The following is a 26042-nucleotide window of genomic DNA, read 5'->3' as shown; positions in this document are numbered from 1 at the left end:
GTACGCCGCCAGCGCAAACGCGCGGCGGTTTCAAAACTCGTTCGCGCTTGGTGAGGTCCTCATGGATATTCGCAACAAGGCTAATCGTATCCGCCTGTTCAGCTTTTCGACGCCGCAGATGCGCGCGTTTCACTTTTCCTGGTTTGCCTTTCATATCTGCTTTTTCGGCTGGTTCGGCATCGCCCCACTCATGGCGGTGGTCCGCGAGGACTTGTCGCTCACCCAAACCCAGATCGGTAACACCATCATCGCCTCGGTGGCGATCACCGTGATCGTTCGGCTCTTGATCGGCGTGCTGTGCGACCGTCTGGGCCCGCGCAAGACCTACACTGGGCTGCTGCTGGTGGGCTCGCTTCCGGTCATGGGCATTGGCCTGGCCGACAGTTTCGAAACCTTCCTGCTGGCGCGCCTGGCGATCGGCGCGATCGGCGCCTCGTTCGTCATTACCCAGTACCACACCACCGTAATGTTCGCCCCCAACGTGGTCGGTACGGCCAACGCCACCAGCGCCGGCTGGGGTAACCTGGGCGGCGGCACGACCCAAATTCTGATGCCGCTAATCTTCTCGGGGCTTTTGATGCTTGGTGTCAGCGAGACGCTCGGTTGGCGCCTGGCCATGGTGGTGCCGGGCGTGGTGCTCTTTTTTACCGGTATCGGCTACTGGTTCTTCACCCAGGATGCGCCGAACGGCAGCTTCGCCGAGCTTAGAGCCCGCGGCGAACTGCCGGAAGCCTCCGGCGAATACGGTGCGATGAGCAGCTTTTTATCCGCGGCGAAGGATATCCGCGTGTGGGCACTGTTCGTCGTGTACGGGCTCTGCTTCGGGGTCGAGCTCACCATCAATAACATCGCCGCGATCTACTTTTTCGACCACTTCGAGCTAACGCTGGCCACCGCCGGCCTGATCGCGGGCCTGTTTGGCCTGATGAACATCTTCGCGCGCACCCTGGGCGGCGTGCTTTCGGATCTGTTCGCCAAGCATGGGGGGCTGAAAGGCCGGGTGCGCTGGCTTTTCATCGCGCTGGTGTGCGAGGGCATCGCGCTGATCGCCTTCTCTCAGATGCACGTGCTGAGCTTTGCGATCGGCATCATGCTCGTGTTCAGCCTCTTCGTGCAGATGGCCGAAGGCGCCACGTTCGGCGTGGTGCCGTTCATCAATAAAAAGGCGCTCGGCGCAGTGGCGGGTATCGTCGGCGCCGGGGGTAACGTCGGCGCGGTACTGGCGGCGTTTCTGTTTCGAAGCGAAAGCCTGACCTATCAGCAAGGGCTTTTCTATCTGGGCCTGTGCGTACTGATGCTGGCGGGCAGCGTGCTGGTGGTGCGCTTTAGTGATGCCACGGAAGCCGAAGAGGCAAAGGCCTATCAAAACGCGCTCGGCGAGCAAACCGGCGCGGGGGCGCTTTCGCTGCGCTAGACACCCACTCCCGGCCCTGCAACGCCGCAGGGCCGGCCACACAAGGAGCGCCTCATGGCTTCTGGTCGCACACTGTTACTCATGGCGCTGCGCTTTGATATCGACAACCTGCGCCACCTGGCGGCCGCGTGCGACATGGTGGGCGACATCAGCCGTTTCATTCACGTGCTTCAGCGTGAGCGCGGCGCCTCGACCATTTATCTTGCCTCCAAGGGCAAACAGTTCGCGACCCGGCGGACCGAGTTCATGGCCTGCAGCCAGCAGGCCGAAGCGCTAATGCGCACGCGCCTTGAAGCGCTTTGCGAAAAGCCGCGCCCCGAAGCTGGGGCGCGGCTTTTGCGTCGTATCGCCACCGTCTGGCTGGCGCTCGATGACCTGCCCCGTCTGCGCGCGGCGATCGACGCGCGCGAGCTAACGCCGGACGGCGCCACCCGCGCCTTCAACGACTTGATCGGCGGGCTTTTGGCGATCGTGTTCGAAGCCGCGGACACCGCCGCCGATCCGGACATCACCCGCGCGCTTGTCGCTATCTTTCACCTGATGCAGGGCAAGGAGCTTGCGGGCCAGGAACGCGCCTGCGGCGCCTTCGGCTTTACCTACGGGCACTTTGACGAGCCGCACCGGGCGCTGCTTGAACGGCTGACCCAGGACCAAAACCGCTGCTTCGATACCTTTCTCGAATTCGCTGGTGCCACCACCCGGGAGAGCTGGCACCAGACACTTTGCAAGCAAACGCTTACTTACATCGAGACGCTGCGTGAAAGCGCCCACCGCGGCGAACGCGCCCGCTCGGATAGCGACGCACGCATGAGCGAAACCTGGTACGCGCTCACCACGCAGCGTATCGATAGCCTGAAGCAGGTGGAGGACACCGCGATCGACGAGCTGGCCGCGCTATGCCACGTAAAAATCGAAGCGGCGCAGCGGGCTTTTGATGAGGCGCACACGCCCCGCGTGCGGGCACAGCCTGCGCCGTGCGAGCAGCTTCTGGCGTTGGGCGAGGATCGCGCGCTCGGTGATCTCACGCTCAGCGCGCTCTCCTCGCCGCTCGGCCGCTCGCTGATCGAGCTCACCCACGCCCAGTCCAGCCGCCTTCAAGGGCTTAGCGATGAGCTGGAAAACACCCGCAAGGCGCTTCGGGAGCGCAAGCTGATCGAGCGGGCCAAAGGGTTGATCATGGCGCACCAGTCGATGAGCGAAGAGCAGGCGTACCGTTTTTTACGCAAGACCTCGATGGATCAGAGCAAAAGCATGGCGAGCATGGCGCAGTCGATTTTGGACCTTTCGAGCATGCTGTCCCGCCAAGCGCCGTGACGACGGGCCTTGGCCGGGCTGGCCGGTTTGCAACATCAAGGCCCATTGGCCATGCTAAAAGGCCCCTTGAAACATTGGCAAGGAGCGCTACCCATGCATGACCGTGTCATTCTCATCACCGGTGCCTCGAGCGGTATCGGCGCCGCCACGGCGCGCGCAGCCGCGCGTGAAGGCTACAAGCTAATACTCGCCGCGCGCTCGACGGATAAGCTCGAAGCCCTCGCTCAGGAACTGGGACGGGAAAAGTTGTTGACCGTCGAGCTCGACGTCACCGATATGGAGCAGCAGCGCGCCATGGTCGAACTGGCGCTGGAAACCTTTGGCCGCATTGACGCAGTGTTCGCCAACGCCGGGCAAGGCGGCTCTAGTGGCGGCTTCAGCGAAGCCGACCATCAGCAGTGGAAAGATATGATCCTTACCAACGTGTACGGTGTGGGGCTGACGCTTCAGGCCTGTCTGCCGGCGCTCAAGCGCTCCGCTGGCCACGTACTGCTCACCGGCTCCGCCGCCGGGCGCACCACCATTCCAGGCTCGATGTACAGCGCCACCAAGTGGGCGGTTACGGGCATTGGCTACAATCTTCGCGAAGAGCTTCGCGGTACCGGCATTCGCGTCACGCTGATCGAGCCCGGCATGGTCGATACCCCGTTTTTCGACGAGCCCCCGGAACAAGCGCTGGAGGACAAGGATATCGCCAACGCCGTCGTCTACGCGCTGAACCAGCCAGCCCATGTTGACGTCAACGAGATTCTCATTCGCCCCACTCCGCTGCGAGAATAGCTACCCCCGCTTTTTCGTTCGGCGGTATCGATAGCGTCACCAGCGAGCTATCGATACCGCTCCCTTGTTTTAGGCTTGGCTCGCCCGCATAACAGTGTATTAACAAGCGCGCTAATGAATTTAATGAAAAGGCGTTCGTCAGCCGCTTCTCACTCAACGTGCAGGTGAATCATGAGCCAACTCGCCGAGACCGCCCTATCGGTACTGGATCTGGCGCCCATTCGCGAAGGCAGCAGCGCCGCGGAGACCTTTGCCAACAGTGTCGAGCTTGCAAAGCGCGCCGAAGCGCTGGGCTACACGCGCTACTGGCTAGCAGAGCATCACAACATCGCCGGCATTGCCAGCGCAGCTACCTCGGTGCTGATCGGCCACGTCGCGGGCCAAACCTCGACGATTCGCGTAGGAAGTGGCGGCATCATGCTGCCCAATCACGCGCCGCTGGTCATCGCCGAGCAGTTCGGTACGCTGGAAACGCTCTACCCCGGGCGCATCGATTTAGGCCTTGGCCGGGCGCCGGGCTCGGATGGCGCCACCATGCGCGCCATGCGTCGAAGCGCCCAAGCCGGGGTGGACGACTTTCCCGCCCAGCTCGACGAGCTGACGCGCTACCTGGGCGACGCCGCCCCGCATCAGCAGGTCAAAGCGGTGCCCGGCCAGGGCACTCACGTGCCGATTTGGCTGCTAGGCTCGAGCGGCTACAGCGCCCAGCTCGCCGCGCGCCTGGGGCTACCGTTCGCCTTTGCCGCCCAGTTCGCGCCGGGCTATCTGTTTGAAGCACTGCGCCTTTATCGGGACAATTTTCGCCCTTCTGATGTGCTCGACAAACCCCACGCCATGGTCGGCATGCCGGTGATCGCCGCCGATACCGACCAGATGGCGCACTACTTGGCGACGACCGCTCAGCAGAAGTTTCTCAACCTGATTCGCGGACGGCCCACCACCTCGCAGCCGCCGGTCGAGCAGCTCGACTGGACGCCGATGGAGCAGGCTCAGGTCAGCCAGTTTTTAGGCGCGGCCATCATCGGCGGCCCGGATACCGTCAAGGCGGAACTCGAGGCGTTCCAGGCACGTACCGGCGCCGACGAGCTGATGATCAACAGCGACTTCTTCGACCCGCAGGATCGGCTGAGAAGCTACGAAATCGTCATGGACGCCGCGCGCTAGCGTCGTTTCTTCTATAGCGGCAGCGGCTTTGAACGTCGCTGCCTGAAAACTTCAATCTTAGCGGATAGCGCCATGTCTGATCACACCATCGCTCCCATGACCCGCGAGGACTTCACCGCCTTTTGGCCGGTTTTCCACGACATCGTCAAGGCGGAGCAGACCTACGCCATCGATCCTTCGATCGACTTCGACTCGGCCTACACGCTCTGGTGCGAAGCGCCAGCAGCCACCCGCGTGATTAAAAACAGCGAGGGCGAAATACTGGGCGCCTACTACCTGAAAGCCAACGCGGCAGGCCCGGGCAATCATGTCTGCAACTGCGGCTACATGGTCTCCCCCGCCGCTCGCGGTCAGGGCGTTGCCCGCACGCTGTGCGAGCACTCGCAAACCCTCGGTAAAGCGCTTGGGTTCAGCGCCATGCAGTTCAACGCCGTGGTGGCCAGCAACGAGGTCGCGGTGGCGCTGTGGCAGCGGCTCGGCTTTGCAATCGTAGGGACGGTGCCCGGTGCCTTTCGCCATTCGACGTTTGGGCCGGTCGATACTTACGTGATGCACAAGTTTTTGTAGGCTCGACTGCTCCACTACGGCTTCTGGGATGACGGCTTGGCTGGGCGCTCCAATAATTTTACCCATGGTTGCAATCGGTTACATGCAAACGGCGCGCTTTTAGGGTAGCTTCACAAGCATATCCGGCGGCAATGTGTCGCCTGCTCTTCTCAACCGGCTGGCCGACGTTCTCCCATGGGGCATTTTTTCGCAGAGTGGTCCTCGCGCTTTTCACTGCGCACGCGCTTTATCGCCCTGATCGCCGCGCTGGTGTTTGCGACGACGTTGATGCTTGGCTGGGTGGCCTCGCGCGAGTCGGCTCAGCAGCTTAAAGCGCAGATCGGCTCGGCTTCTTCCCGAGAGGCTTATCAGATGGTCAACCTGCTTGATCGCATCATGGATGCGCGCGTCAAGCAGGTAAAACTTTTACTGGCCATGCAAACGCTCGGAACAGAAAACGATTCGCGGATGCTGCAACGTCAGCTCGAGCGCTTGCAGGACAGTTTCAACGTCGTCTCCTGGATCGGGCTAACCGATACGCAAGGGACGGTGCGCGCGGCCACCAACGGTATTTTAGAAGGCGTTTCCATCGCACAGCGTCCGGTATTTCTCGAAGGCCAGCATAAGCTTTGGGTGGGCGACGTGCATGAAGCGGTTTTGTTAGCGAGCCTGCTTCCAAGCCCTACCGGCGAAGCACTCAAATTCGTCGATATCGCAACCCCAGTGCATGACCGCAACGATCGCTTTAGCGGTGTACTCGCGGTGCACTTGAGCTGGGAGTGGGCGGAGTACATCGAGCGCACCCTGTTCTCGCACGTAAAGGCAAAAAGCGATACCGACATACTATTGCTTTCGCAGGACGCAACGGTACTGCTCGGTTCCGACGATATGCTGGGCCAATCGCTTGCATCGCTTAAACACGTCCCAGGCCTGGGAGATACCACGCCAACCTGGGCGGTCGAAACTTGGCCCGACGGCCAGCGTTACGTGACCGGGTACGCTCGCAGTGGCGGTTTCGAGGATTTCAGCGGCTTGGGCTGGGTCGCAATCAGCCGCCAACCCATTAGTAACGCCTTTGCTCCGGCCCAGCGGCTGCAAACGTCGATCATGAGTATCGGCCTCTTGTTGGCGCTCGTTTTCGCGACAGTTGGGTGGTGTGTAGCCTCCTCCATCGTTGCACCGATCAAGCGTCTGGCGCGCGCCGCCGATCGTATCGAAGAGGGGGAGCAAGCGAGTACCATCCCGCTTGAGCGCGGCGCCAGCGAATTCAAGCGTCTTTCGGTTTCGCTGCGCAACATGGTTGGCCGACTTTCGGATCAACGCCAGACCATCAGCCGGCTTGAGGATCTGGCCAACACTGATCCACTGACCGGCCTGCCTAACCGCGCCTTTTTGATGCAGTACCTGCAGCATGCCGTGCCCGAGGCGCAGCGCCACCTACAGAATATGGTGGTGATCTACATCGACCTGGACGGTTTTAAGCGAGTAAATGATGAACTTGGCCACCACGCCGGCGACCTGCTGCTCATCGAGATCACCTACCGGCTGAAAAACGCGCTGCGAAGCGGCGACGTGGTGGCACGCTTGGGCGGTGACGAATTCGTGATGGTGCTCAAGACCCAGCCGGAGTATCTCGAGCCTCTCACTCATGAAGTGGGAAGGCGTCTGCTCAATGCCATCGAGCGCCCCATTCAACTCGTAGAGGGGCAAACGGCCACCGTAGGCTGTAGCCTCGGCGCGGCCTGGTGGCCGCAACACGGCGAGCACATCGAAACGGTGCTAAAACTGGCCGATAGCGCGCTCTACGCGGCGAAAAGCCAGGGCAAGCACCGGCTGGTCATTCATCGCCCCGGCCGCTAGCGTCACAGCACCGTTCGAGCGCGGCCTGGGCGGCATCGCTTCCCATGGCCGTTAGCTTCTCGATGTTGCGTTCGGGGATCGCATCGGTGTCGCCGTAAAACGCGATCGCTTTCTCGACGCTCGCCTCGCGCAGTATATGTACCATGGCGTAGGGTGAACGGTTGGTGTAGTTGGCGGCGTCTTCCGGGTCGGCATCGGCGAAGCAGTAGTCCGGGTGAAAGCTTGCCAGTTGAAAGACACCTTCGAATCCGAGCTCTTCGACCAGGTGTTCGGCGAGCTCCAGAAAATCCAGGTAGTGATCGAAGCTCTTGAACAGCGTCGGCAGCACCAGAAGCGTAGTTTCGACCTCGTCGTGTTGGGTTAGCCACTCGAGCTCCGCGGCCAGCTCCTCGAGCGCCACTTCGATCTTTTTGGAGCGTACCACCTGCACCCGCACGCGATCCGCGTCGAGCTCACGCTTGGCGAAGGGGCAAATATCGTGCGCGACGATAAACGTTCGTACCCAGCAAAGCGTTTGTTCGATTACTACATCATCCGTTACCGCCATGTCGCCCTCTTCTGTGTCACTGCGTCTGTCGTCACTGCCCGTTAGAGCCGCCAGCCTACGTGTGCTGACGGTAGTGCGCCAGCGCCACGTCAAAAGATTGGCGAATATGATCGTCCATCAGCGCACGGCCGGCCTGGGCATCGCGGGCAAGCGCCAGCTCCACCAGTTTTTGGTGCTGGTCGTCCAGCGGCTGGCGGATCACCGGGGGGTTGGCGCCCAACCGGCGATAGCGATCGAACTGGTCGTGGAGTTGCTCGATGAAGCGAATCAGCCACGCTGAGCCGCAGGGCGCTACCAGCGTGCGGTGAAACCGAGTATGCAGCGCCTCCCAGGCCTCGCCCATGTCCTGGGTTTTATCCGCGCGCTTGAGCCGGTGGGCCGCCCCAAGCAGATCCGCTTCCCACTGAGCATCGCCCTGGACGATGGCGCGCTCGAACGCCATACCCTCGAGCTCGATGCGAAGCCGCGCGATGTCTTCGAGCTCGGCTTCGCTAAGCCCGGGCACCCGAAAACCGCGCTGGTTCTCCTGTACCAGCAGGCCAAAGGCGGCGAGCTTGTTCAGCGCCTCGCGCAGCGGGCTAAGCCCCACCTGATAGCGCTCTCTCAGCGCGTTGATCGCCAGTTTCTCACCCGCGGCGAAGCGCCCGCGCACAAGATCCTGGCGTAGCGTCTCAAAAATGCGGCTCGACGCCGTGCCGCCGGACGGCAGCGCATCGTTGTTCATGGTCGCCTCTCCAGGCTGTGATACGAAATACGTGGTGACACAAGATACGCGATAATACAAATCGGCGCGGCAATCCGCTTTTAAAAATAATCGATTTTTTATAAAAGATATGATAAAACGCCTTTACCGATGGCGTACCGCTTTTCGCAAAAGCCTTCGACACAACGACGACGTACAAGAGCGATTACTTCCATGACACTACCGGCACTTTTTTGGGCCTTTTTCCGCGTGGGTATTTTCGGCTTCGGCGGCGGACCGTCGATGATTCCGCTGATCCACGCCGAGGTCGTCAAGCGCAACGCTTGGCTGACCGATGAAGAGTTTGCCGACGTCTTGGCGATCGGTAACACCCTGCCCGGCCCGATCGCGACCAAGATACCAGGCTATATCGGCTACCGGGTAGGCGGCGTTGCCGGCTGTATCACCGCGGTATTGGCCGTGATCGGCCCGATGATCGTCGCCATGATCGTGATGCTCGGCGTGTTCAGCCGCTACCGCGATGTCGGCTGGATTCGCGGCATGGGCCAAGCGGTGATTCCGGTGGTCATGATCATGATGGGTCAGCTCACTTGGGATTTCCTGGAAAAATCCAAAGCCTCGCTTGGCTGGCTTGCCAGTATCCTCCTCGCCCTGGTAGCCGGCGGGCTGATCTACGGGCTTGGGGTACACCCGGGGCTCATCATCGGCGCCCTTCTCGTCTCGGCGCTGCTCGCGCCCAAACGCAAGCCCAAAGCTGCCCGACAAACGTCCTCGGAGGAGTCCGCATGATCTACTGGGAGCTTTTTCTGGCGTTCTTCATTCCCAACATCATCGGCTATGGCGGCGGCCCCGCCATCATTCCGCTAATCGAAGCCGAGGTGGTCGGCCGCTACGGCTGGATGACCTCTCAAGGCTTCGCCGAAACCCTGGCGCTAGGCAACGCGCTGCCAAGCCCTATCGCCACCAAGATGGCCGGCTACATCGGTTATGAGGTTGCCGGTGCCCTGGGGGCGCTGGTGGCGGTGCTGGCCACCGTGGTGCCGTCGCTTCTGCTCATGCTCGGGGCGCTTGGGCTTCTTTACCGTCACCGCGAATCGCCACGCGTCAAACGCATGAGCCAGTGGGTGCGCCCGGTCATCGCCGTCATGATGGCTTGGCTCACCTTGGGCTTCTTTCTGCAAGGCATGGAAAGCGCCGGTCTCGTGCACACGTTGATCATCGGCGCCGTGGCCGCTGCAGCGCTGGTGTGGCTGAAAGTCCACCCGGCGTTTGTGGTGATCGGCGCGCTGATCTACGGAGCCCTTTTACTGGGCTGATTCAAAAGGATTTAGATATGCAACATGACGCTCTCTACTACCCCAGCGCCTCACGGCGTATGACCACGTTTGGCAAGCGTGGCATGGTCGCGACGTCTCAGCCGCTGGCCGCCCAGGTGGGCATCACCATTTTACAGCAGGGCGGCAACGCCGTGGACGCGGCAATCGCGACGGCGGCGGCGCTGACCGTGGTGGAGCCAACCTCCAACGGCATCGGCAGCGACGCCTTTGCGATCGTCTGGGTGGATGGCAAGCTGCACGGGCTGAACGCCAGCGGTCAGGCGCCCAAGGCCGCCACGATCGAGGCAATGAAGGCGCTGGGGCATGATCGGATACCGAGTCACGGCATGCTGCCGGTCACCATTCCCGGCGCGCCGGCCGCTTGGGCGGCGCTGTCCGAGCGCTTTGGCAAGCTGCCCTTCGCCGAACTGTTGGCACCGGCCATCGCGCTTGCCGAGGAAGGCTTTGCGGTCACGCCGGTGATTCATCAGATGTGGGCCGAGGCGGTTAAGACCTACGGCGCTTATGACGACGCCGCCTTCACGCCTTGGTTCGACACCTTCGCGCCCAACGGCCGCGCCCCGCAGCCCGGCGAGATATGGGCCTCTCCCGGCCACGCGGAAAGCCTCAGGGCGATTGCCGAGACCCGTGCGCAGGCGTTTTACACCGGCGAGCTCGCCGAGCGCATCGACGCGTTCTCCCGCGAGCACGGCGGCTTTTTGCGCAAGGAGGACCTGGCCGGCTACGCGCCGGAGTGGGTCGACCCGATCGGCGTGCGCTACCAGGGCCATGACATCTGGGAAATTCCGCCCAACGGCAGCGGCCTGATCGTACTGCAGGCGCTGGGTATGCTCGACCAGCTCGAAGAGAGCAGCGATACGGTCGAGACCCTGCACCGGCGTATCGAGGCGACCAAGCTCGCCTACATGGATGGCTTCAAGCATTTGACCGAGCGCGGCGCCATGGCGCACACCACCGAGCAGCTGTTGAGCCCTGAGTACCTGAAATCGCGCGCCGCGCTGATCGATGAGCAGGCCATCGACCCGACCCACGGCAACCCGTTTCAAGGCGGCACGGTGTATCTGGCCACCGCTGACGATGAAGGCAACATGGTGTCGTTCATTCAGAGCAATTTCCACGGCTTTGGCTCGGGCATGGTCGTCCCGGAAACCGGTATCAGCCTGCAAAACCGCGGTAGCTCCTTCTCGCTCGACCCGGACCACGCCAACGCGCTCGCACCCAACAAACGTACCTACCACACCATCATCCCCGGTTTTATCACCAAAGGCGATCAGGCGGTCGGCCCCTTCGGCGTCATGGGCGGCTACATGCAGCCCCAGGGCCACGTGCAAGTCGTCACCGGGCTTTTGAACGACGGGCTCAACGCCCAGGCGGCGCTGGACGTGCCGCGCTGGAAATGGGTCGAAGGCAAAACCATCGAGGTCGAAGCCGACTTCCCCAACCACCTGGCGCTGGCGCTTGCCCGGCGCGGGCATAAAATCGTCAAGGTCGCCGATTCGATCAGCTTCGGCCGCGGCCAGGTCATTTTGCGCAATGCCGAGTCCGGCGTGCTCCAGGGCGGGACCGAGCCGCGCACCGATGGCGCGGTGCTGCCGCTTTAAGGTGCTAAACGCAGGATCACCTGGTGGTCCGAGGCAAAGCGTTGCATCATGGCGCTTTTCTTCGCGTTAAAGGTGGTCGAGTAGCCATGGCCTTGTTGGGCTCTTCATCGTCGCTTGCCGGCTTTTTCAGCGTGTTTCGCTACAGCCGGCGGGCGCTTTCGCTAGTGTGGGACACTTCGCGCTGGATGACGCTGGGGCTTGCATTATGCACGCTGGTAGCCGGAGTGCTACCGGCAGTCGCAGCCTGGGTGGGCCAGCTGATCGTCGACGGCGTGGTCGGCGCCATGCAAGCCTTCGAGGCGGCCGAGGACCCGGTGCTTTGGATCATTCTGGTGCCGGTGCTTTGGCTGGTGGCGCTCGAGGCGCTGATCATCGCGCTGATGGCACTGGCCCAGCGCGGGCTCGCCGCTCAGCAGTCGCTTTTGCGCGCGATGCTGGGACAGAAGGTCAACGTGCTGATTCTGGAGAAAGCGGGCACGCTGTCGCTTTCCCAGTTCGAAGACTCCGAGCTTTACGACAAGCTAACCCGCGCCCGGCGCGAAGCCTCGACCCGGCCTTTGGCGCTGGTGACCAAAACCTTCGGTTTTCTGCAAAACGCGATATCGCTGGGTAGTTTCAGCGTGCTGCTGGTGCAGTTTTCGCCCTGGGCGCTGTTGATTCTGGCCGCTGGCGCCGTGCCGGTGTTCGTTTCCGAGGCGAAGTTCTCCGGCGACGCCTTTCGCCTTTTTCGCCGCCGCTCGCCGGAAACGCGTATGCAGAGCTACCTGGAAACGGTGTTGGCGCGCGAGGACAGCATCAAGGAGGTCAAACTCTTCGGTCTGGAGCCCCTGTTTCTGCGCCGCTACCGTGACATCTTCGATCGTCTGTTCGCCGAGGACCGCCTGCTAACCCTAAAGCGCGAAGGCTGGGGGTTTCTGCTGGGGCTTTTAGGCACCGCTACGTTTTATATCGCCTATGGCTGGGTGGTACTCGAAACCGTAGTCGGCGCGATTACGTTGGGCCAGATGACGATGTATCTGATGGTCTTCAAGCAGGGGCAATCGGCGCTTTCCGCGATTCTCACCGCCATTAGCGGCATGTACGAAGACAACCTCTACCTCTCCAACCTTTACGACTACCTGGAGCACCCCACCGAAGCGGAGGGCGGTACGCTGACCGAGGGCAAGGTGCCGGGCGACGGACTGCGCTTCGAGAGCGTCACGTTCGCCTACCCGGGCGGGCGCGTTGTGCTTCGCGATATTTCACTGCACTTGGCGCCTGGTCAGAGCCTGGCGCTGGTGGGCGAAAACGGCTCGGGGAAGACGACGCTGATCAAGCTGTTGACGCGGCTTTACTCGCCCGTTGAGGGGCGCATACTGCTCGATGGCAGCGACCTGCGCGACTGGGATGCGCAGACGCTAAGAAAGCGCGTGGGCGTGATCTTTCAGGATTTCGTGCGCTACCAGCTACCGGTGGGCGAAAACCTGGGCGTGGGCGACATCGACGCCTTTGATGACGAGACCCGCTGGCAACAAGCGGCGCACTTTGGGTTGGCCGATGGTTTTATCGAACAGATGCCCGCCGGCTATCAAACTCAGCTTGGGCGCTGGTTCAAAAACGGCCAGGAGCTTTCCGGCGGGCAGTGGCAGAAAGTAGCCCTTTCGCGCGCCTATATGCGCAAGGAGGCGGATATTTTAGTGCTCGATGAGCCTACCGCCGCCATGGACGCCGCCGCCGAGGCCGATGTGTTCGCACGCTTCCGCGCCCATAGCCGCGACAAGATGACGATTTTGATCTCGCACCGCTTCTCCACCGTGCGAAGCGCGGATCTGATTCTAGTGATCGATCAGGGCCACATTATCGAACGCGGCACCCACGAAGCGTTACTTGCAGAGAATGGCCGCTACGCGCAGCTTTTTCGTTTACAGGCAGAGGGTTATCAATAGCATACTCAAAATATTTAAGTGAGATTCTATCGCGCCTGTCAACTCAGGCGCATCAAAAGGTAAACAAGTGTGAACACTGTTGCAGCGCGCTCGCCAAAACTCACACTTTAAGACTACTTTCTACTCATTACCTCCTACCTAATGGGTATTTATCATGAAACGTTTCCATCTTATAAAAGTGAAGTATGCGCTGGTGTTCATCGCCGTTGCCGTGTCTCTTCTTGCGGTCGTACTGGCTGACACGCACCTGGTCAATACGATCAAACATCGCCTGGATACGTTTATCGACCACTATATTCCTGCCTCAACGGCCTCGCTCAACGGCGATCGCGACCTCTACCAGGCAAGGCTTGCCGAAGTAACGACACTGCTTACGACCGCAGACTCGCAGCGCGCCAACGAGCTTTTCGACGAGTTTCGCGACAACGCGCAGCAGGCCCAGGAGCGAATGGCGCTCTATCTCGAACGGATGCAGGACTACCCGGCGCTGACCTCGCAAACCAGCGGTTTCGAGGCGCTTTACAATGACTGGCACTCGAGCGCATCAGAGGTATTCGAGCTGCACCAACGGGGCCAGCTAGCCGACGCACTGGCGCTGATGAACGGTGAATCGCTCCAGCGCTTCAACGAGCTGCGCGCCGTTTATGACATCGCGGGGGCGAGTATCGAAACCGCCATTCACGAAGCCGAGGCGGCAGTCGTCGAGCGTATTCAGTCGCAACAGATGGCGACGTTCCTCTTTGCTTTAGCGGTATTCGTCATCGCGTCACTGGTCGCCGTGCTGGGCCCTCGGATGATGTCCAGGGCGCTTCGCCAGATCAGCCGACGTATCGATGAAATCAGTAACGGTGATGGCGATTTGACCGCCCGTATCGATAGCCAGCGCCGCGATGAGATCGGTGAGCTGGCGCACGCCTTCGACGGTTTCATTCGCCATATCGACAAGACGCTTCAAAGCGTCAGTGCGAGCACCATAAGCCTTGCACACGCCTCGACGGAGATCGCTACCGGCAGTCAGGAGCTTTCCGCGCGCACCGAGCAGGCCGCCGCCAACTTGCAGCAGACGTCAGCCTCGATGGAGGAGATCTCTGCGGTCGTTAAAGCCGCCTCGGACTCGGCCCAGCAAGCCGACCAATTGGCGCTTTCTACGCGTGAGCTCGCACAACAGGGCCAGCAGGCCATGCAGAGCGTCGAGCAGACCATGGAGGACATCAGTACGTCCTCATCGGAAATTAGCAATATCGTCACGCTGATTGAGGGCATCGCGTTTCAAACCAACATTCTGGCACTCAACGCCTCGGTGGAAGCGGCGCGGGCTGGCGAGCATGGCCGAGGCTTTGCAGTGGTCGCTCAGGAAGTGCGCATGCTTGCCAGCCGTTCGAGTGAAGCCTCCAAGAACATCGCCGCGCTGATCACTAACTCCATGAGCCGAACCGAGGCAGGCGTCGACCAGGTCAAGGATACCGGGCGGCTGATGGTGGAAATGGTAAAAAGTATCGAGCGCGTCTCTGACGTCATCGCGGAAATCAGCGCCGGTGCACGAGAGCAGAGCGTGGGGATCGGTCAGGTCAACGATGCCGTCAGCGAACTCGATGGTATGACGCAGCACAACGCCTCGATGGTCGAACAGTCAAGCGCGGCGGCGGCAGAGCTTAGTGTTCAGGCCGCCCGGCTTGGCGAGCTCGTGGGCGCATTCAAGCTAAGTCAGGCGCCTTCAAAGGCCGAGGCTCCCGAGTTAACGACTCGCGCGGCTCGACCTGTAACGCCTCGCGAGCGCGTTCTTCCAAGCGTCGCAGCGGAGCCTGAATGGACGGCCTTTTAATGAATCGCTACTTGTACTTGAAACGTCCGCGGGTGTCTCCCTTTCAGCCCCGGTCGTTAATATGGCCGGAAAGCTCCCAACGAATTATTGATAAGAAAAAATACTTTAAGGAAATGGCATGGCTTCCACGGCGTTAATCATCGACGATGATAAGGACGTTCAGCTTTTGAGTAAGCTGCTTTTGGAGCAGCGCGGCTTCAAAGTCGAGACGGTAGGAAGTCTGGGAGAGCTGGTGCGCCAGCCCTCACTACTTCACGTAGATCTTATCCTGCTCGACCTTGAGCTTGGAGAGTTCACAGGGCTCGACATTCTGGACTATCTGCACGACTTGCGGCTCAATGCGACGATCCTTCTAATTAGCACCAATGCCTCCGATATCGTGACGCGTGCCATGGAGGTTGGTCGGTCGAAAGGTCTCAAAATGCTGGGCTTTTTACCCAAATCCAGTTTCTTAAAGGGCCTTTTCGCATTTTTATCGCCGTTAAAAACCTCTGCCAGGGCGCCTACCAGGGAAGAACTTGTTCAGGCGATAGCATCCAACGAGCTTTTTCTGGTGTACCAGCCCCAGCAGGATTTACAGCGTGGCCATATCGTGGGGGTCGAGGCCCTGGTGCGATGGCAGCATCCAACGCTTGGGCTGTTGTTTCCGGATAGCTTTATCCCGATGGCAGAAAGGCACGGCCTGATAGGCGCGCTGACTTGGCGAGTGCTCGAACTTGCGCTAGCCCAGCAGGCCAGGTGGCAGGACAAGGGTTGGGGTTTGAACGTTGCCGTCAACATCCCGGCGGATTTTATCAAGGAGGAAGGCGTCATCGAGTCGTTCAGACGGCTCAAAAACCGTTACACCATAGGACCGGCACGCCTCACGCTGGAATTGACGGAGTCGGTGGGTATCGAATGCTTGGGCTATGCGCGCCACGTACTGGAGGCACTGCGCGACTTGGGTTGTCGCCTGTCGCTGGATGATTTTGGTACGGGCTACTCCTCGCTGAGACAGCTTTACCGGCTTCCCTTCGGCGAGCTCAAGGTGGATCGCAGTTTCGTTTCGGCGATGGAGCAGGACGATGCCGCGCGCGCGATTACGCTTTCCGTGATCGACCTGGGCAAACGCATGGGGCTCGAAATCGTCGCTGAAGGCATCGAAACACAAGCGCAGTTCGATCTGCTGGTTGAAGCGGGGTGCAGCCTGGGGCAAGGGTATTACCTCGCCCGGCCGCAAAGCGCGGCGGCTTTTGAGCAGTGGCTGGGCGAGCGGCGCTCATACGAGCCGACTCAACCCGCCAGTACGCCCTCCTTCTCGAGCGCCTGCTGAGTCAACGTTTTCAAGGCAGGCAGACGTTCCACCCCGCCGCTCAACTCCTCCAGGGGCGCCTCGTGCGCCCGGCGCTCCATCTGGCCTGCCCACTCGGCGATGGCCGAACAGCCAAGCGATGACGCCGCCCCCTTGAGCGAGTGCGCCTCCTGTTGAAACGCCTCGCGTCGCTCGCCCTCGAGATGACTCGAAAGTTTTTCCCGGCGCTCGTCCAGGCGATTCAGAAAGGTCATCAAAAGGTTATCCAGCGCTGCGGCGTCGAATGTCTCCTTGAGCTCCGTGCAAGTATCCGGGTCGACCAGGCCGGCCATCGACGGTGCCGCACTATCTATAGTGCACGCTGGCTCGGTCATTTCTGTGACCTCGTCGGATAGCTCGGCTAACGGCGCGCGCGAGGGCGATGTCGCGAGATGGCGGCAGAGCACTTGATACAGCTCGTCGCGGGTGAAGGGTTTATGGATCATGTCGTCCATGCCGCTTTGCATGCAGCTTGCTCGATGCTCCGGCATGACGTTAGCCGTCATGGCCACGACGGGAAGACGCTCGACATCATGTTCGCGCTCCCAGGCACGCCACTGCTCGGTGGTTTGCAGCCCGTCCAGCACCGGCATCTGCATATCCATGAGCACCAGATCGATCTCTTCATGCCCCTTGGCCAGCAGGGCCAGCGCTGTCTCACCGTTTTCAGCGACGCTTGCCCGTTGGCCCAACCGCTCGAGCATTTGGCATGCGACGGTTTGATTAAGCGGGTTGTCCTCGACCACCAGAACGTGCCGATCACGTATGTTGCACGGCCGCTTGCTTTGGGGAGCGTAGACTTCCGCTGCCTCGGCGCTCGGCAGCGCCAGCGTGAACCAGAAGCGGCTGCCTACGTCTTCCACGCTGATGACGCCGATCTCGCCCTCCATCGATTCGACCAGCCGCTTGCAAATCGCAAGCCCTAGCCCTGTGCCTTCATGACGGCGGGACATTGATGTATCGACTTGGGAAAAGGCCGAAAAAAGCCGGGCCTGGTTTTGCTCGCTGATCCCGCAGCCGGTATCGCGTACCTCGAAGCGAACAAGGCCCGGCGCTGAAACGGTCACCGCACATTTGACGAACCCATCCTCGGTGAATTTCAGCGCGTTGTTGATCAGGTTCATCAAAATCTGGCGGATGCGCGCGCGGTCACCTACCACGTAGCGCGGAAGATCGGCGGCCTGAGTGTAGTCGAACGCAACGGTTTGGGACTGAGCCTGCAGCGCGTAGCCTGTACAGAGCTCGTCGATGCACTGATGTAGATCGAAGGGCTGGGAGTTGAGATCCAGATAGCCGGACTCGATCTTGGTGTAGTCCAGAATATCGTTGATCGCGCAGCGAAGGCTCTCGGCGCTTCGCTTGATGGCCGACAGATAGTCGTTGGCCGCCGGCGTTTTAACCTCATCTGTGAGTAAGTCAGCCATGCCGACGATGCCGTTGAGCGGGGTGCGTATTTCGTGGCTGACGATCGCCATGAATTCCGACTTGGCGCGGCTGGCGGCTTCGGCTTTTTGCGCGGTCGCGTTGAGCTCCAGGCTCTGCTTTTCCAGCGCCCGCGCCTTGGCCAGATTCGAGCGACCTTCGAGCACCAGCGCCCGTACCAGCAGGGCGCCGGAGAGCATCAACAGCGTAATCAGTATCAGCGCAAGCCCATAGAGCCGGTTCAAGCTCTCCCGCTCTTGGGCGCGTGCTTGCACGACGCTCGTATTGGTTTCGACCAGTACTTCCGCGGTCAGCGCTTGCAGGCTCGTTGCCCGAGCACGCAGCGATTCGAGCAGCGCCGGTGAGAGCCCTTCCGGGTTGTCCCACAGGTCCTCCATCAGCGTATCCAGCGCCGTGATCTCGATCAGGGAGTTTTCTACTCGCGTGCGTAAACTTTCAACTCGGTCGATCTCCTTTCCCATGTCACCGCGCTGAAGCAGCATCTGCCGGCTATAGAGAATTTCGAAGCGGGTCAAAAGCGTCTCGGCCGAGGCGCTCTCGGGAGCCGCCTGTAAAAGCTCCAGCCGAAACTCCTGCGCCTCGCGGTCGAACTGATAGGCGGACCAGAGCAGGTTTTCGAGCAGGCGATTTTCCAACGCGTACTGGCGGTAATAGATCATACCGCCGGTGGCCAGCGCCGAGAAAAAGAAAAGAATCGCCGAAAACGTGGCGATTCTGGCCCCATTGGAAAAGTAGCGCTGAAGTATCTTCATCGGGCAGCCTTCCCGTATTGGCTTACTCGATGTTGAGCCGATTGACCTGCCACACCGAGCGGTTGAGCGTAATTTCGTTCAAAAGATCCGGATCATCGTCGAAGGGGTAGATGACGAACAGCGGCCCCTGGTCGCGTACGCGAAGCGGCTCACCGTCGGCGCGCATCGCAAAGATCAGGTCGTACTGATAGAAGTCGCTGACCGGTATCGTCGCCGCGTAGTCGTTCAACGCCGTGACCCGCACCTGATCGCTGTCGCTGCCAACGGCTTCGAGTAGCGCACGGCCCAAGGGGCCCGAGAAATTGACGGCGCCGTCGTGCCAAGGCGTATGAGTGTGGGTTTCGTGCTGTTCGAGTGCTTCCAGCATCGCGCGATCAAAATGCGCCTCGTCACCTACGTTGGTGTTGTCGAGCTGTCCCGACACGACGAGCAGCACAGGTCCCTGCGGCGGCTCAAGATTTTCGCCAGCGGCCGATAAAGAGAGTAACAGTAACGCAGGGGCAAGAGCGATCGGGTAGCGCATGGTTAAAAGACTCCTGATAAGACGCGGATCTCCAAGCCTTGATTATATATCGGCCGTTCAACGCCTAACTGTGAACCTTTGTGTCGAAATGCTCGGCGGCGAGACAAGGGAGCCTTTTGGCCGAGAGCGAAGCCAGACAGCGAGGACTCACCCATGCATATTGGTGTATTGGAAGACGACCCGGATCAGCAGGCGTATATCGAGCAGTGTTTAGCGGCCGAGCAGCACCAGGTATCGCTGTTTGGGCGGGCAAGCGAACTTCGACGGCGCATGGATCAGCAGCTTTTCGATTTTCTGATCATCGACTGGCGACTGCCCGACGGCTGCGGCATGGACGTGGTAGGCCACCTGCGGCACAACGATGGCTGGAAGGGCCCGATTTTATTCATTACGGCAAGCCAGCAGGAGGAAGACGTGGTGCAGGCGCTGGAACAGGGCGCCGACGACTTTCTCGCCAAGCCGCTGCGCCCCAAGGAGTTACTGGCGCGGATCAACGCGCTCGGCCGGCGCACCTGGCAGGTGCCAGCGCCGGCCGCCGCGAATATTAGCGATGCCTACTCGGTGGATAGCGATCAGCGCCAGATTTATCTCAACGCCGAGCCCACCGATCTGACCGAGCGCGAGTACCGCTTGGCCGCGCTTCTCTTCAGTAAGCCCGGGGCCACGCTCACTCGGCCGCACCTGCTGGAGCTGGTATGGGGCCTCAAGGGGGACCTGCCGACCCGCACCGTCGATACTCACGTGAGCCGCTTGCGGCGCAAGCTGGAGCTCGACGGCCGCCACGGGCTGCGCTTGAGAAGCGTTTATCAGTCCGGCTACCGGCTGGAAACCTGCGCGCCGACAGCGTAGGCGCTACTCATCCCACTCCGGCGCCATGTCCGGATTGGCAATGCGCTCACCGCGATCAAGCGTGGCGATGTCGTTCATCTCGGCTTCGGTCAGTGTGATGTCGAAGGCCTTGATGTTGCTTTGAATGTTGCGCGCCTTGGTAGAGGACGGAATGGTTACAAGCCCACGCGCCTTGATCCAGGCCATGGTGATCTCCGCCGGGCTGACGCCGTGTACGCCGGCGATCTGCTTGAGTACCGGGTCGTCCATCACTTTGCCTACTGCCAGCGGCATAAAAGCGGTCACCTCGATACCGTGAGCCTTGCAATGCTCGACCAGCTTTCGGTTTTGCAGGAATGGGTGCACTTCGATCTGGTTGGTGAGGATTTCGCCCTCGCCCAAAATGTCGATAGCCTCGCCGATCTGGGCGATAGTGAAGTTGGAGACGCCGATATGGCGCGCCTTACCTTCCGCCTTTACTTCCTTGAGCGCGGTGAGATAGTCGCGCATCGCCACCTCGTCATTGGGTGACGGCCAGTGAATCAGCAGAAGATCCACGTATTCGGTCTTGAGTCTGGAAAGTGACTCATCGACGCTCGCCTTCAGCGCCGCTGGCTCGAGCCGGTCGAACCACACCTTGGTGGTCAAAAAGATGTCGCCCCGCGGTACGCTCGAGTCACGAATTGCTTCGCCGACGGTCGACTCGTTGCCATAGAACTGGGCGGTGTCGATATGCCGGTAACCGGCTTCAAGCGCGGTATGAATGCCTTGCTTGAGCGTGTCGCCTTCCAAGCGATAGGTACCGAAACCGGGATTGGGCAGTGTGCTTGCGGTCATGATCAGTCATCCTTTTCCAGTGAGACACGTACGTGTGCCATCGACACACTCAAGATATGGGGCAACTCGCGCCGACTTCAACCCACGAGCGAGGCGCGCCACCCGCGGTTGAGGTAGACTGCTCTCTTCGCCTGCTAACGAAAAGCCCGCCATGCCCGCCCTCGACACCACAGCCCTGCCCCTTCACCGCCAGCCTGGTTTTCTGAGCTTTCTGCTGTCGCGGCTGGCGGCGGTGTTCGCCATGCAGATCCAGGCAGTGGTGGTGGCCTGGCAGGTGTACGACATCACCCGCGATGCTATGTCGCTGGCCTATGTCGGGCTTGCCCAGTTCATTCCCATGGTGCTTCTGCTGCTGCCCGCCGGCGACGTGGTGGACCGTTTTGCGCGCAAGCGCATTCTGCAGCTTAGCTGGGCGGTGCAGGGGTTTTGTAGCGCGCTGCTTCTGCTCATCGCGCAGACCGACCCGCAGAACGTGGTGCCGATCTATCTGGTGCTGGCGCTGTTTGGCTGCGGGCGGGCGTTCACCGGCCCGACGCTTCAGAGCATGCTGCCCAATCTGGTACCGCGCGCGCAGCTGCCCCAGGCCATTGCGCTGAACAGCTCGATCATGAAAATTGCCGTGATCACCGGGCCGCTGCTCGGCGGGGTGCTCTACGCACTCGGCGGCGGGCGGCTGGCCTACGCGGTGTGTCTGGGCTGCTTCATCGTCGCGCTCGTCTTTTTGCTGTGGGTGCCGGTGCGTTTTGTTGAGAAAGCGAAGGCGCTCGAAAGCACCGCCTGGCAGCGCTTCTCGGCGGGCATCGCCTACATTCGCCATCAACCGATCATTCTCGGCGCGATCTCGCTGGACCTGTTCGCGGTGCTACTCGGTGGCGTGGTGGCGCTTTTGCCCATCTATGCCCAGGAAGTGCTGCAGGTCGGCGCCCAGGGGCTTGGCGCGCTTAGAAGTGCCATCGCCGTCGGAGCGCTGCTAATGGGGCTCTATCTCGGCGTGAAGGGGATCACCCGCCGGGCGGGGCACGTGATGTTCGCCGCCGTGGCCGTGTTTGGCCTGGCGAACCTGGTGTTCGCGCTGTCGCATCTGTTTTGGGTTTCGATGCTCGCCATGCTGGTCGCCGGGGCGGCGGACATGGTCAGCGTCTACGTGCGCACCACGCTGATTCAGCTGGCAACGCCGGACGCCATGCGTGGGCGGGTGAACGCGGTGAACATGCTGTTCATTGGCTCGAGCAACGAGCTTGGGGAGTTTCGCGCGGGCAGCATGGCGGCGGCGATAGGCGCTGTGCCCGCCGCGCTGATTGGCGGGGTGGGCACGCTCGCCGTGGTGGGCACCTGGATGAAGCTTTTCCCGACGCTACGCCGGGTCGATCGTTTCGACGATGCCCGCTGAGTGCGCCGCGGGGCTTTGCTCCACCATGCGCACTACGCTTCCCACAACGATCAAACACGGCGACGGCAGCGGGTTTGCGGCGAGTTTTGCGGGCATGCTCTCGAGCGTTCCGAGAAGCGAGCGCTGCTCGGGCTGGCTGGCGTTGGCCACCAGCATGACCGGCCAGTCGTCCGGCAGGCCCGCTTGGCGCAGGCTTTGGCAGATCGCCTCGACTTTCGAAAGCCCCATGTAGAACACCAGGGTTTCGTCCTTGCGCGCAAGGGCGGCCCAATCCGGCGCGCCGCCTTCACGGCAGAGCTGGGCGGTGACGAAGCGAAGCTGCTGGGCGTGACCGCGGTCGGTCAGCGGAATGCCCATACTGGCCGCCGCCGCCGAGGCCGCGGTAATACCCGGCACGATGCGCGCCTTGATGTTCGCCTGGGCCAGGCTCGCAAGCTCTTCACCCATGCGTCCGAACACGCCCGGGTCACCACCTTTCAAACGCACCACCGATTTCCCTGCCTGGGCAAGCGCGACCAGCCGCGCGCCGATCTCGGCCTGGGGCACGCTGTGGTGGCCGCGGCTCTTACCCACGTAGTAGCGCTCGGCGCCGGGATTGATCAGCGCGAGCACGTCGTCCTCGACCAGCCGGTCATAGACCACCGCGTCGGCCTGCATTAAAAGTCGCGCGGCCTTGAGCGTGAGAAGCTCCACGTCGCCGCTGCCGGCGCCGACCAGATACACCGTACCCTTCTCGCACTCGCCACGCATCGGCAGGCACCGCCGCTCCTTCGCGGGCGTAACCGAGGACCATACGTGCTTGCCCACGCGCGCGAGCGCTTCAGGCCATTTGTGTCGCAGGTGCTTGTTCAAAACGCGCACGGCCCCGCTCCTCTTCCAGTAGTGATTTGAGTTCCGGCAGGCAGCTTCCGCACTGCGTACCGCAGGCAAGCCGTGCGCCCAGCCCCTCGACGCTGTCGTCGCCCTGGCGTATCGCCTTTTTGATGACGCGCTCGCCCACCTGGTGGCAGCTACACACGATGGGGCCGGTGTCCTGGGCGCCGCTATCGCAGCCAGCCAGCACGCGCCGACGATATTCAGGGGCCAGCGCGTTTTCGTTGAACCGCGCCGACAGCCACTCGGTGCCGGGAAGCTCTTTAGGCGGGCCCACCATGAGCCACCAGACTAGGCGGCCATTATACACACCCGCGCCACGAAACCTGTTCGCCGCCGTGTCTTCGCTGAAAAGCGTGGCGGGCGCGCCCAGCCACGCCTTTACCTGGGCAGGCCAATCGCGAACCTCAATGGTGCTCGCCAGTTGAAAGCGCACGCAGCCGGCCATGGGGATACGCGCCCAGTACGCGAGGCCTTGCCAGGGCATCTCTTGCGGCAGAGCATCCTCGCGCAGGATCAGCGTGGCTTCCCAAGCAGGCGCGAGTGCCGTAATACCGACCGCGCCGTGCTTGGTTTCCGGCTGGCCGGAGACCGGGTCGGTGCGCCCGACAAGCAGCGTTCCGCTGCGCCCGGCGCCGGTGAACTGATCGCTCCAGTGCATGGGCACGAACACCTCGCCCGGCCGCTGGGCGCTTGAAATACGAACGCGCCCGCGATACTCGCCGTCTTTAGAGCCGAGGATCGCCAGCGCCTGATCATCAAGCCCTGCCCGCTTGGCATCCGCCGGGTGCAGCTCGATGAATGGCTCGGCGCGGTGGTTCATTAGCCGGGGCGCGCGGGCGGTGCGGGTCATGGTGTGCCACTGATCGCGAATGCGCCCGGTATTGAGCCGCAGCGGATAGCGCGCGCAAAGCGCCTGCTGCGGCGGCGCTGGCGTAATGGGAACGAGTCTGGCGCGACCGTTTGGCGTGGCGAAAATGCCCTGCTCGAATAGCCGCGCCGTGCCGCGGGGCGCGTTTTTCGTAACCGGCCACTGAATCGGCGACAGCGCATCATAAGCGGCCCGGTCGCGACCGGCCAGCGCCGAGATATCGAAAAGCCGCCGGGTGGCGCCTTCGTTTTCAAAGCCTGAGAGCCTTGCGTGCTCGTCGAAGATCTCCCAAGGGTGGGCGTAGGAAAACGCCTCGCCAAAGCCGAGGCGACCAGCCACGTCGCATAGAATCTGCCAGTCGTGGCGCGCCTGGCCTGGTGGCGGGAGCAGGCCACGCTGGCGCGAAATGCGCCGCTCGGAGTTGGTCACGGTGCCATCCTTTTCCGACCAGCCGCTCGCCGGCAGCACGATGTCCGCAAACGCCAGCATATCGGTGTTCGCCACGCACTCGGAGACGATCACCAGTGGGCACTTTTCGAGCGCCCGGCGCACCCGCGCGGCGTCCGGCAGGCTCACCGCCGGGTTAGTCGCCATCACCCACAGCACGGTGATCTCGCCGCGCTCGATCGCCTCGAAAAGCTCGATCGCTTTGTAACCTGGGGCCTCGGGAAGCACTGGTGTGAGCGAGTCGGTCGCCCAGAACCGGGTCACGCAGTCGCGCGCTCCGGGAGTGTGGTAATCCATGTGGGCGGCGAGCTGATTGGCGAGCCCGCCCACCTCGCGCCCGCCCATGGCGTTGGGCTGGCCGGTGATCGAAAAAGGCCCGGCGCCGGGCAGGCCGAGCTTGCCGCCGGCCAGGTGGGCGTTAATGATCGCATTGCACTTGTCGGTGCCGCTGGTGGACTGATTCACTCCCTGGGAGTAGAGCGTGACCACGTGCAGGTGACGGGCGAACCAGTAGTAAAACGTCTCGAGGCGCTCGGCATCGATATCGCAGGCCGCCGCGACGTCCGCCACGCTGGGGGCGCTCTTTTGCGCCGCTTCGAGCGCCTTATCGAAGCCGTCGGTATGGCGCTCCAGATAGATACGATCGACGTGGCCACGCTCGGCCATAAAGGCGAGCAGGCCGTTGAACAGCGTGGCGTCGCTGCCGGGTTTGAGCCCGAGGTAGAGATCGGCGATATCGCAGGTATCGGTCACCCGCGGGTCGATCACCACCACCCGCATCAGTGGATTGCGCTCCTTGGCAAGCTTCACCCGCTGATAGAGCACCGGATGGTTCCAGGCCAGATTCGAGCCGACCAGTACCAGAAGCTCCGCCTCTTCCAGATCCTCGTAGCTGCACGGCACCGCGTCGGCACCGAAGGCGCGCTTGTAGCCCGCCACCGCCGAGGCCATGCAGAGCCGCGAGTTGGTATCCAGGTGCGGCGTGCCGAGAAAGCCCTTGAAGAGCTTATTGGCAAGATAATAATCCTCGGTCAAAAGCTGCCCGGAGAGATACGCCGCCACGGTATTGCGCCCGTGGGCCGACTGCAGCGCGGTGAGCCGCTCGACCAGCGCCGAAAGCGCCTGGTCCCAGCTGACGGGGGCGCCGTCGAGGCGCGGCTGCAACAGCCGCCCCTGCTCGCCCAGTGTTTCACCCAGGGCGCTGCCCTTGACGCAGAGCCGCCCGTAGTTGGCCGGGTGCGCGGCGTCGCCCTCGACGGAGCAGACGCGCCCGCCTTCAACGGTCGCGCTGACGCCGCACCCGACGCCGCAATAAGGGCAGGTGGTGGATACGGTATGCGTACTCTCTGGCGCTTTGTGCATCGAATCTCCCGCGTTTTTGGTCCAAACGCAAAAAGCGCCCAGGAAGCCTCTTTAGAAGCTTGCCTGGACGCCGTTGTCTCAGGGACACCGAGCAGGTGCCGTATTCATCGATTTGTGGGCGCTTGAACTTATTGGTCGCCGCTCTTTTTTGTTATCGGGCTGCGCTTATTATTGGAGTGCGCAAAACCGCTCATAACGCTTTGTATGTTTGTTACTTCACCTTCACTGCAAATGCCGGACCCGATCGCTAATAAATAAAAATACCCCTTTTAAAACAGTCACATTAAAAATTGGTGAAAAAGGAATTTTAAGCGTCAGGCTCATTCAGCTGATAGGCCAAGAGCCATTGGCGTGCAGCGTAAACGCCCTGCGC

General features: G+C 61.6%; 21 protein-coding genes. 14 read left to right on the top strand and 7 right to left on the bottom strand.

What is annotated here, in order from left to right; genetic code table 11:
- The first annotated feature begins 61 nt into the window (after positions 1 to 61).
- The 6 genes from ACGLWX_RS07870 (at position 62) to ACGLWX_RS07845 (ending at position 7078) form a co-directional block, all read left to right on the top strand.
- On the top strand, positions 62 to 1414 hold the full coding sequence (locus tag ACGLWX_RS07870; protein WP_396238756.1) for an MFS transporter: 1353 nt from the start codon (positions 62 to 64) through the stop codon (positions 1412 to 1414).
- A 54-nt stretch (positions 1415 to 1468) separates the two neighbouring features.
- The gene (locus tag ACGLWX_RS07865) at positions 1469 to 2728 is read left to right on the top strand and encodes a nitrate- and nitrite sensing domain-containing protein (protein ID WP_396238754.1); all 1260 of its coding nucleotides are present in this window, start codon (positions 1469 to 1471) and stop codon (positions 2726 to 2728) included.
- Positions 2729 to 2821: 93 nt separating this feature from the next.
- Positions 2822 to 3508 carry an SDR family oxidoreductase gene (locus ACGLWX_RS07860; protein ID WP_252106527.1) on the top strand — a complete coding sequence of 229 codons (687 nt, stop codon included), beginning with the start codon at positions 2822 to 2824 and terminating at the stop codon, positions 3506 to 3508.
- Positions 3509 to 3679: 171 nt separating this feature from the next.
- A complete protein-coding gene (locus ACGLWX_RS07855; RefSeq protein ID WP_396238752.1) occupies positions 3680 to 4672 on the top strand; it encodes an LLM class flavin-dependent oxidoreductase in 993 nt (330 codons plus the stop codon).
- Positions 4673 to 4744: 72 nt separating this feature from the next.
- Entirely contained in the window at positions 4745 to 5239 is a 495-nt protein-coding gene (locus tag ACGLWX_RS07850) for a GNAT family N-acetyltransferase (protein WP_396238750.1), read from the top strand.
- A 174-nt stretch (positions 5240 to 5413) separates the two neighbouring features.
- The gene (locus ACGLWX_RS07845) at positions 5414 to 7078 is read left to right on the top strand and encodes a diguanylate cyclase domain-containing protein (protein ID WP_396238748.1); all 1665 of its coding nucleotides are present in this window, start codon (positions 5414 to 5416) and stop codon (positions 7076 to 7078) included.
- On the opposite strand, the gene ACGLWX_RS07840 is transcribed toward ACGLWX_RS07845, so the two are convergent.
- Both ACGLWX_RS07840 and ACGLWX_RS07835 read right to left on the bottom strand, forming a co-directional pair.
- Complete coding sequence (locus ACGLWX_RS07840; protein WP_252106523.1) at positions 7056 to 7625, bottom strand: DUF1415 domain-containing protein; 570 nt, start codon at positions 7623 to 7625, stop codon at positions 7056 to 7058. The genes ACGLWX_RS07845 and ACGLWX_RS07840 overlap by 23 nt on opposite strands.
- Before the next feature lie 55 nt (positions 7626 to 7680).
- Entirely contained in the window at positions 7681 to 8349 is a 669-nt protein-coding gene (locus ACGLWX_RS07835; RefSeq protein ID WP_396238746.1) for a GntR family transcriptional regulator, read from the bottom strand.
- 192 nt (positions 8350 to 8541) lie between these two features.
- Here ACGLWX_RS07835 and ACGLWX_RS07830 point away from each other — a divergent pair, with 192 nt between their 5' ends.
- The 6 genes from ACGLWX_RS07830 to ACGLWX_RS07805 all read left to right on the top strand — a co-directional run bounded on the left by ACGLWX_RS07830 (position 8542) and on the right by ACGLWX_RS07805 (position 16325).
- Positions 8542 to 9117, top strand: a complete 576-nt coding sequence (locus ACGLWX_RS07830; protein WP_396238744.1) for a chromate transporter — start codon at positions 8542 to 8544, stop codon at positions 9115 to 9117.
- A complete protein-coding gene (locus ACGLWX_RS07825) occupies positions 9114 to 9644 on the top strand; it encodes a chromate transporter (protein ID WP_252106520.1) in 531 nt (176 codons plus the stop codon). Before ACGLWX_RS07830 ends, ACGLWX_RS07825 begins: the two co-directional genes overlap by 4 nt.
- Before the next feature lie 17 nt (positions 9645 to 9661).
- Positions 9662 to 11266 (top strand): gamma-glutamyltransferase family protein, encoded by a 1605-nt coding sequence (locus ACGLWX_RS07820; RefSeq protein ID WP_396238742.1) that lies wholly within the window; start codon positions 9662 to 9664, stop codon positions 11264 to 11266.
- 86 nt (positions 11267 to 11352) lie between these two features.
- On the top strand, positions 11353 to 13191 hold the full coding sequence (locus ACGLWX_RS07815) for an ABC transporter ATP-binding protein (protein WP_396238740.1): 1839 nt from the start codon (positions 11353 to 11355) through the stop codon (positions 13189 to 13191).
- A gap of 154 nt (positions 13192 to 13345) precedes the next feature.
- On the top strand, positions 13346 to 15013 hold the full coding sequence (locus tag ACGLWX_RS07810; RefSeq protein ID WP_396238738.1) for a methyl-accepting chemotaxis protein: 1668 nt from the start codon (positions 13346 to 13348) through the stop codon (positions 15011 to 15013).
- A 118-nt stretch (positions 15014 to 15131) separates the two neighbouring features.
- A complete protein-coding gene (locus ACGLWX_RS07805) occupies positions 15132 to 16325 on the top strand; it encodes an EAL domain-containing protein (RefSeq protein ID WP_396238736.1) in 1194 nt (397 codons plus the stop codon).
- Here the strand turns inward: ACGLWX_RS07805 and ACGLWX_RS07800 are convergent.
- Both ACGLWX_RS07800 and ACGLWX_RS07795 read right to left on the bottom strand, forming a co-directional pair.
- The gene (locus tag ACGLWX_RS07800; RefSeq protein WP_396238734.1) at positions 16286 to 18538 is read right to left on the bottom strand and encodes an ATP-binding protein; all 2253 of its coding nucleotides are present in this window, start codon (positions 18536 to 18538) and stop codon (positions 16286 to 16288) included. The genes ACGLWX_RS07805 and ACGLWX_RS07800 overlap by 40 nt on opposite strands.
- A 22-nt stretch (positions 18539 to 18560) precedes the next feature.
- Positions 18561 to 19061 carry a molybdopterin-dependent oxidoreductase gene (locus tag ACGLWX_RS07795; protein ID WP_396238732.1) on the bottom strand — a complete coding sequence of 167 codons (501 nt, stop codon included), beginning with the start codon at positions 19059 to 19061 and terminating at the stop codon, positions 18561 to 18563.
- Positions 19062 to 19214: 153 nt separating this feature from the next.
- Between ACGLWX_RS07795 and ACGLWX_RS07790 the strand changes: the two genes are divergently transcribed.
- Positions 19215 to 19910 (top strand): response regulator transcription factor, encoded by a 696-nt coding sequence (locus ACGLWX_RS07790; protein ID WP_396238730.1) that lies wholly within the window; start codon positions 19215 to 19217, stop codon positions 19908 to 19910.
- A 3-nt stretch (positions 19911 to 19913) separates the two neighbouring features.
- Here the strand turns inward: ACGLWX_RS07790 and dkgB are convergent, their stop codons facing one another.
- On the bottom strand, positions 19914 to 20726 hold the full coding sequence (gene dkgB / locus ACGLWX_RS07785; protein WP_396238728.1) for a 2,5-didehydrogluconate reductase DkgB: 813 nt from the start codon (positions 20724 to 20726) through the stop codon (positions 19914 to 19916).
- A 151-nt stretch (positions 20727 to 20877) separates the two neighbouring features.
- Here dkgB and ACGLWX_RS07780 point away from each other — a divergent pair, with 151 nt between their 5' ends.
- A complete protein-coding gene (locus ACGLWX_RS07780) occupies positions 20878 to 22116 on the top strand; it encodes an MFS transporter (protein ID WP_396238726.1) in 1239 nt (412 codons plus the stop codon).
- On the opposite strand, the gene cobA is transcribed toward ACGLWX_RS07780, so the two are convergent.
- Together cobA and ACGLWX_RS07770 are read right to left on the bottom strand one after the other, a co-directional pair.
- On the bottom strand, positions 22081 to 22977 hold the full coding sequence (cobA, locus tag ACGLWX_RS07775; RefSeq protein WP_396238724.1) for a uroporphyrinogen-III C-methyltransferase: 897 nt from the start codon (positions 22975 to 22977) through the stop codon (positions 22081 to 22083). The two genes, ACGLWX_RS07780 and cobA, sit on opposite strands and share 36 nt — an antisense overlap.
- Positions 22937 to 25669 carry a molybdopterin-dependent oxidoreductase gene (locus ACGLWX_RS07770; protein WP_396238722.1) on the bottom strand — a complete coding sequence of 911 codons (2733 nt, stop codon included), beginning with the start codon at positions 25667 to 25669 and terminating at the stop codon, positions 22937 to 22939. The genes cobA and ACGLWX_RS07770 overlap by 41 nt, the downstream gene beginning before the upstream one ends.
- Positions 25670 to 26042 lie beyond the last annotated feature (373 nt).

This window comes from Halomonas sp. HMF6819 (assembly GCF_044335525.1).
Classification (GTDB): Bacteria; Pseudomonadota; Gammaproteobacteria; order Pseudomonadales; family Halomonadaceae; genus Vreelandella.
Note: the sequence above shows the minus strand (reverse complement) of the source record. Positions and strands in the feature narration are given on the sequence as shown.

What these genes read in the sequence shown, in the direction of transcription:
- ACGLWX_RS07870 (WP_396238756.1), top strand. Translation starts at nt 62, where the DNA reads ATGGATATTCGCAACAAGGCTAATCGTATCCGCCTGTTCAGCTTTTCG.
- ACGLWX_RS07865 (WP_396238754.1), top strand. Translation starts at nt 1,469, where the DNA reads ATGGCTTCTGGTCGCACACTGTTACTCATGGCGCTGCGCTTTGATATC.
- ACGLWX_RS07860 (WP_252106527.1), top strand. Translation starts at nt 2,822, where the DNA reads ATGCATGACCGTGTCATTCTCATCACCGGTGCCTCGAGCGGTATCGGC.
- ACGLWX_RS07855 (WP_396238752.1), top strand. Translation starts at nt 3,680, where the DNA reads ATGAGCCAACTCGCCGAGACCGCCCTATCGGTACTGGATCTGGCGCCC.
- ACGLWX_RS07850 (WP_396238750.1), top strand. Translation starts at nt 4,745, where the DNA reads ATGTCTGATCACACCATCGCTCCCATGACCCGCGAGGACTTCACCGCC.
- ACGLWX_RS07845 (WP_396238748.1), top strand. Translation starts at nt 5,414, where the DNA reads ATGGGGCATTTTTTCGCAGAGTGGTCCTCGCGCTTTTCACTGCGCACG.
- ACGLWX_RS07840 (WP_252106523.1), bottom strand. Translation starts at nt 7,625, where the DNA reads ATGGCGGTAACGGATGATGTAGTAATCGAACAAACGCTTTGCTGGGTA.
- ACGLWX_RS07835 (WP_396238746.1), bottom strand. Translation starts at nt 8,349, where the DNA reads ATGAACAACGATGCGCTGCCGTCCGGCGGCACGGCGTCGAGCCGCATT.
- ACGLWX_RS07830 (WP_396238744.1), top strand. Translation starts at nt 8,542, where the DNA reads ATGACACTACCGGCACTTTTTTGGGCCTTTTTCCGCGTGGGTATTTTC.
- ACGLWX_RS07825 (WP_252106520.1), top strand. Translation starts at nt 9,114, where the DNA reads ATGATCTACTGGGAGCTTTTTCTGGCGTTCTTCATTCCCAACATCATC.
- ACGLWX_RS07820 (WP_396238742.1), top strand. Translation starts at nt 9,662, where the DNA reads ATGCAACATGACGCTCTCTACTACCCCAGCGCCTCACGGCGTATGACC.
- ACGLWX_RS07815 (WP_396238740.1), top strand. Translation starts at nt 11,353, where the DNA reads ATGGCCTTGTTGGGCTCTTCATCGTCGCTTGCCGGCTTTTTCAGCGTG.
- ACGLWX_RS07810 (WP_396238738.1), top strand. Translation starts at nt 13,346, where the DNA reads ATGAAACGTTTCCATCTTATAAAAGTGAAGTATGCGCTGGTGTTCATC.
- ACGLWX_RS07805 (WP_396238736.1), top strand. Translation starts at nt 15,132, where the DNA reads ATGGCTTCCACGGCGTTAATCATCGACGATGATAAGGACGTTCAGCTT.
- ACGLWX_RS07800 (WP_396238734.1), bottom strand. Translation starts at nt 18,538, where the DNA reads ATGAAGATACTTCAGCGCTACTTTTCCAATGGGGCCAGAATCGCCACG.
- ACGLWX_RS07795 (WP_396238732.1), bottom strand. Translation starts at nt 19,061, where the DNA reads ATGCGCTACCCGATCGCTCTTGCCCCTGCGTTACTGTTACTCTCTTTA.
- ACGLWX_RS07790 (WP_396238730.1), top strand. Translation starts at nt 19,215, where the DNA reads ATGCATATTGGTGTATTGGAAGACGACCCGGATCAGCAGGCGTATATC.
- dkgB (WP_396238728.1), bottom strand. Translation starts at nt 20,726, where the DNA reads ATGACCGCAAGCACACTGCCCAATCCCGGTTTCGGTACCTATCGCTTG.
- ACGLWX_RS07780 (WP_396238726.1), top strand. Translation starts at nt 20,878, where the DNA reads ATGCCCGCCCTCGACACCACAGCCCTGCCCCTTCACCGCCAGCCTGGT.
- ACGLWX_RS07770 (WP_396238722.1), bottom strand. Translation starts at nt 25,669, where the DNA reads ATGCACAAAGCGCCAGAGAGTACGCATACCGTATCCACCACCTGCCCT.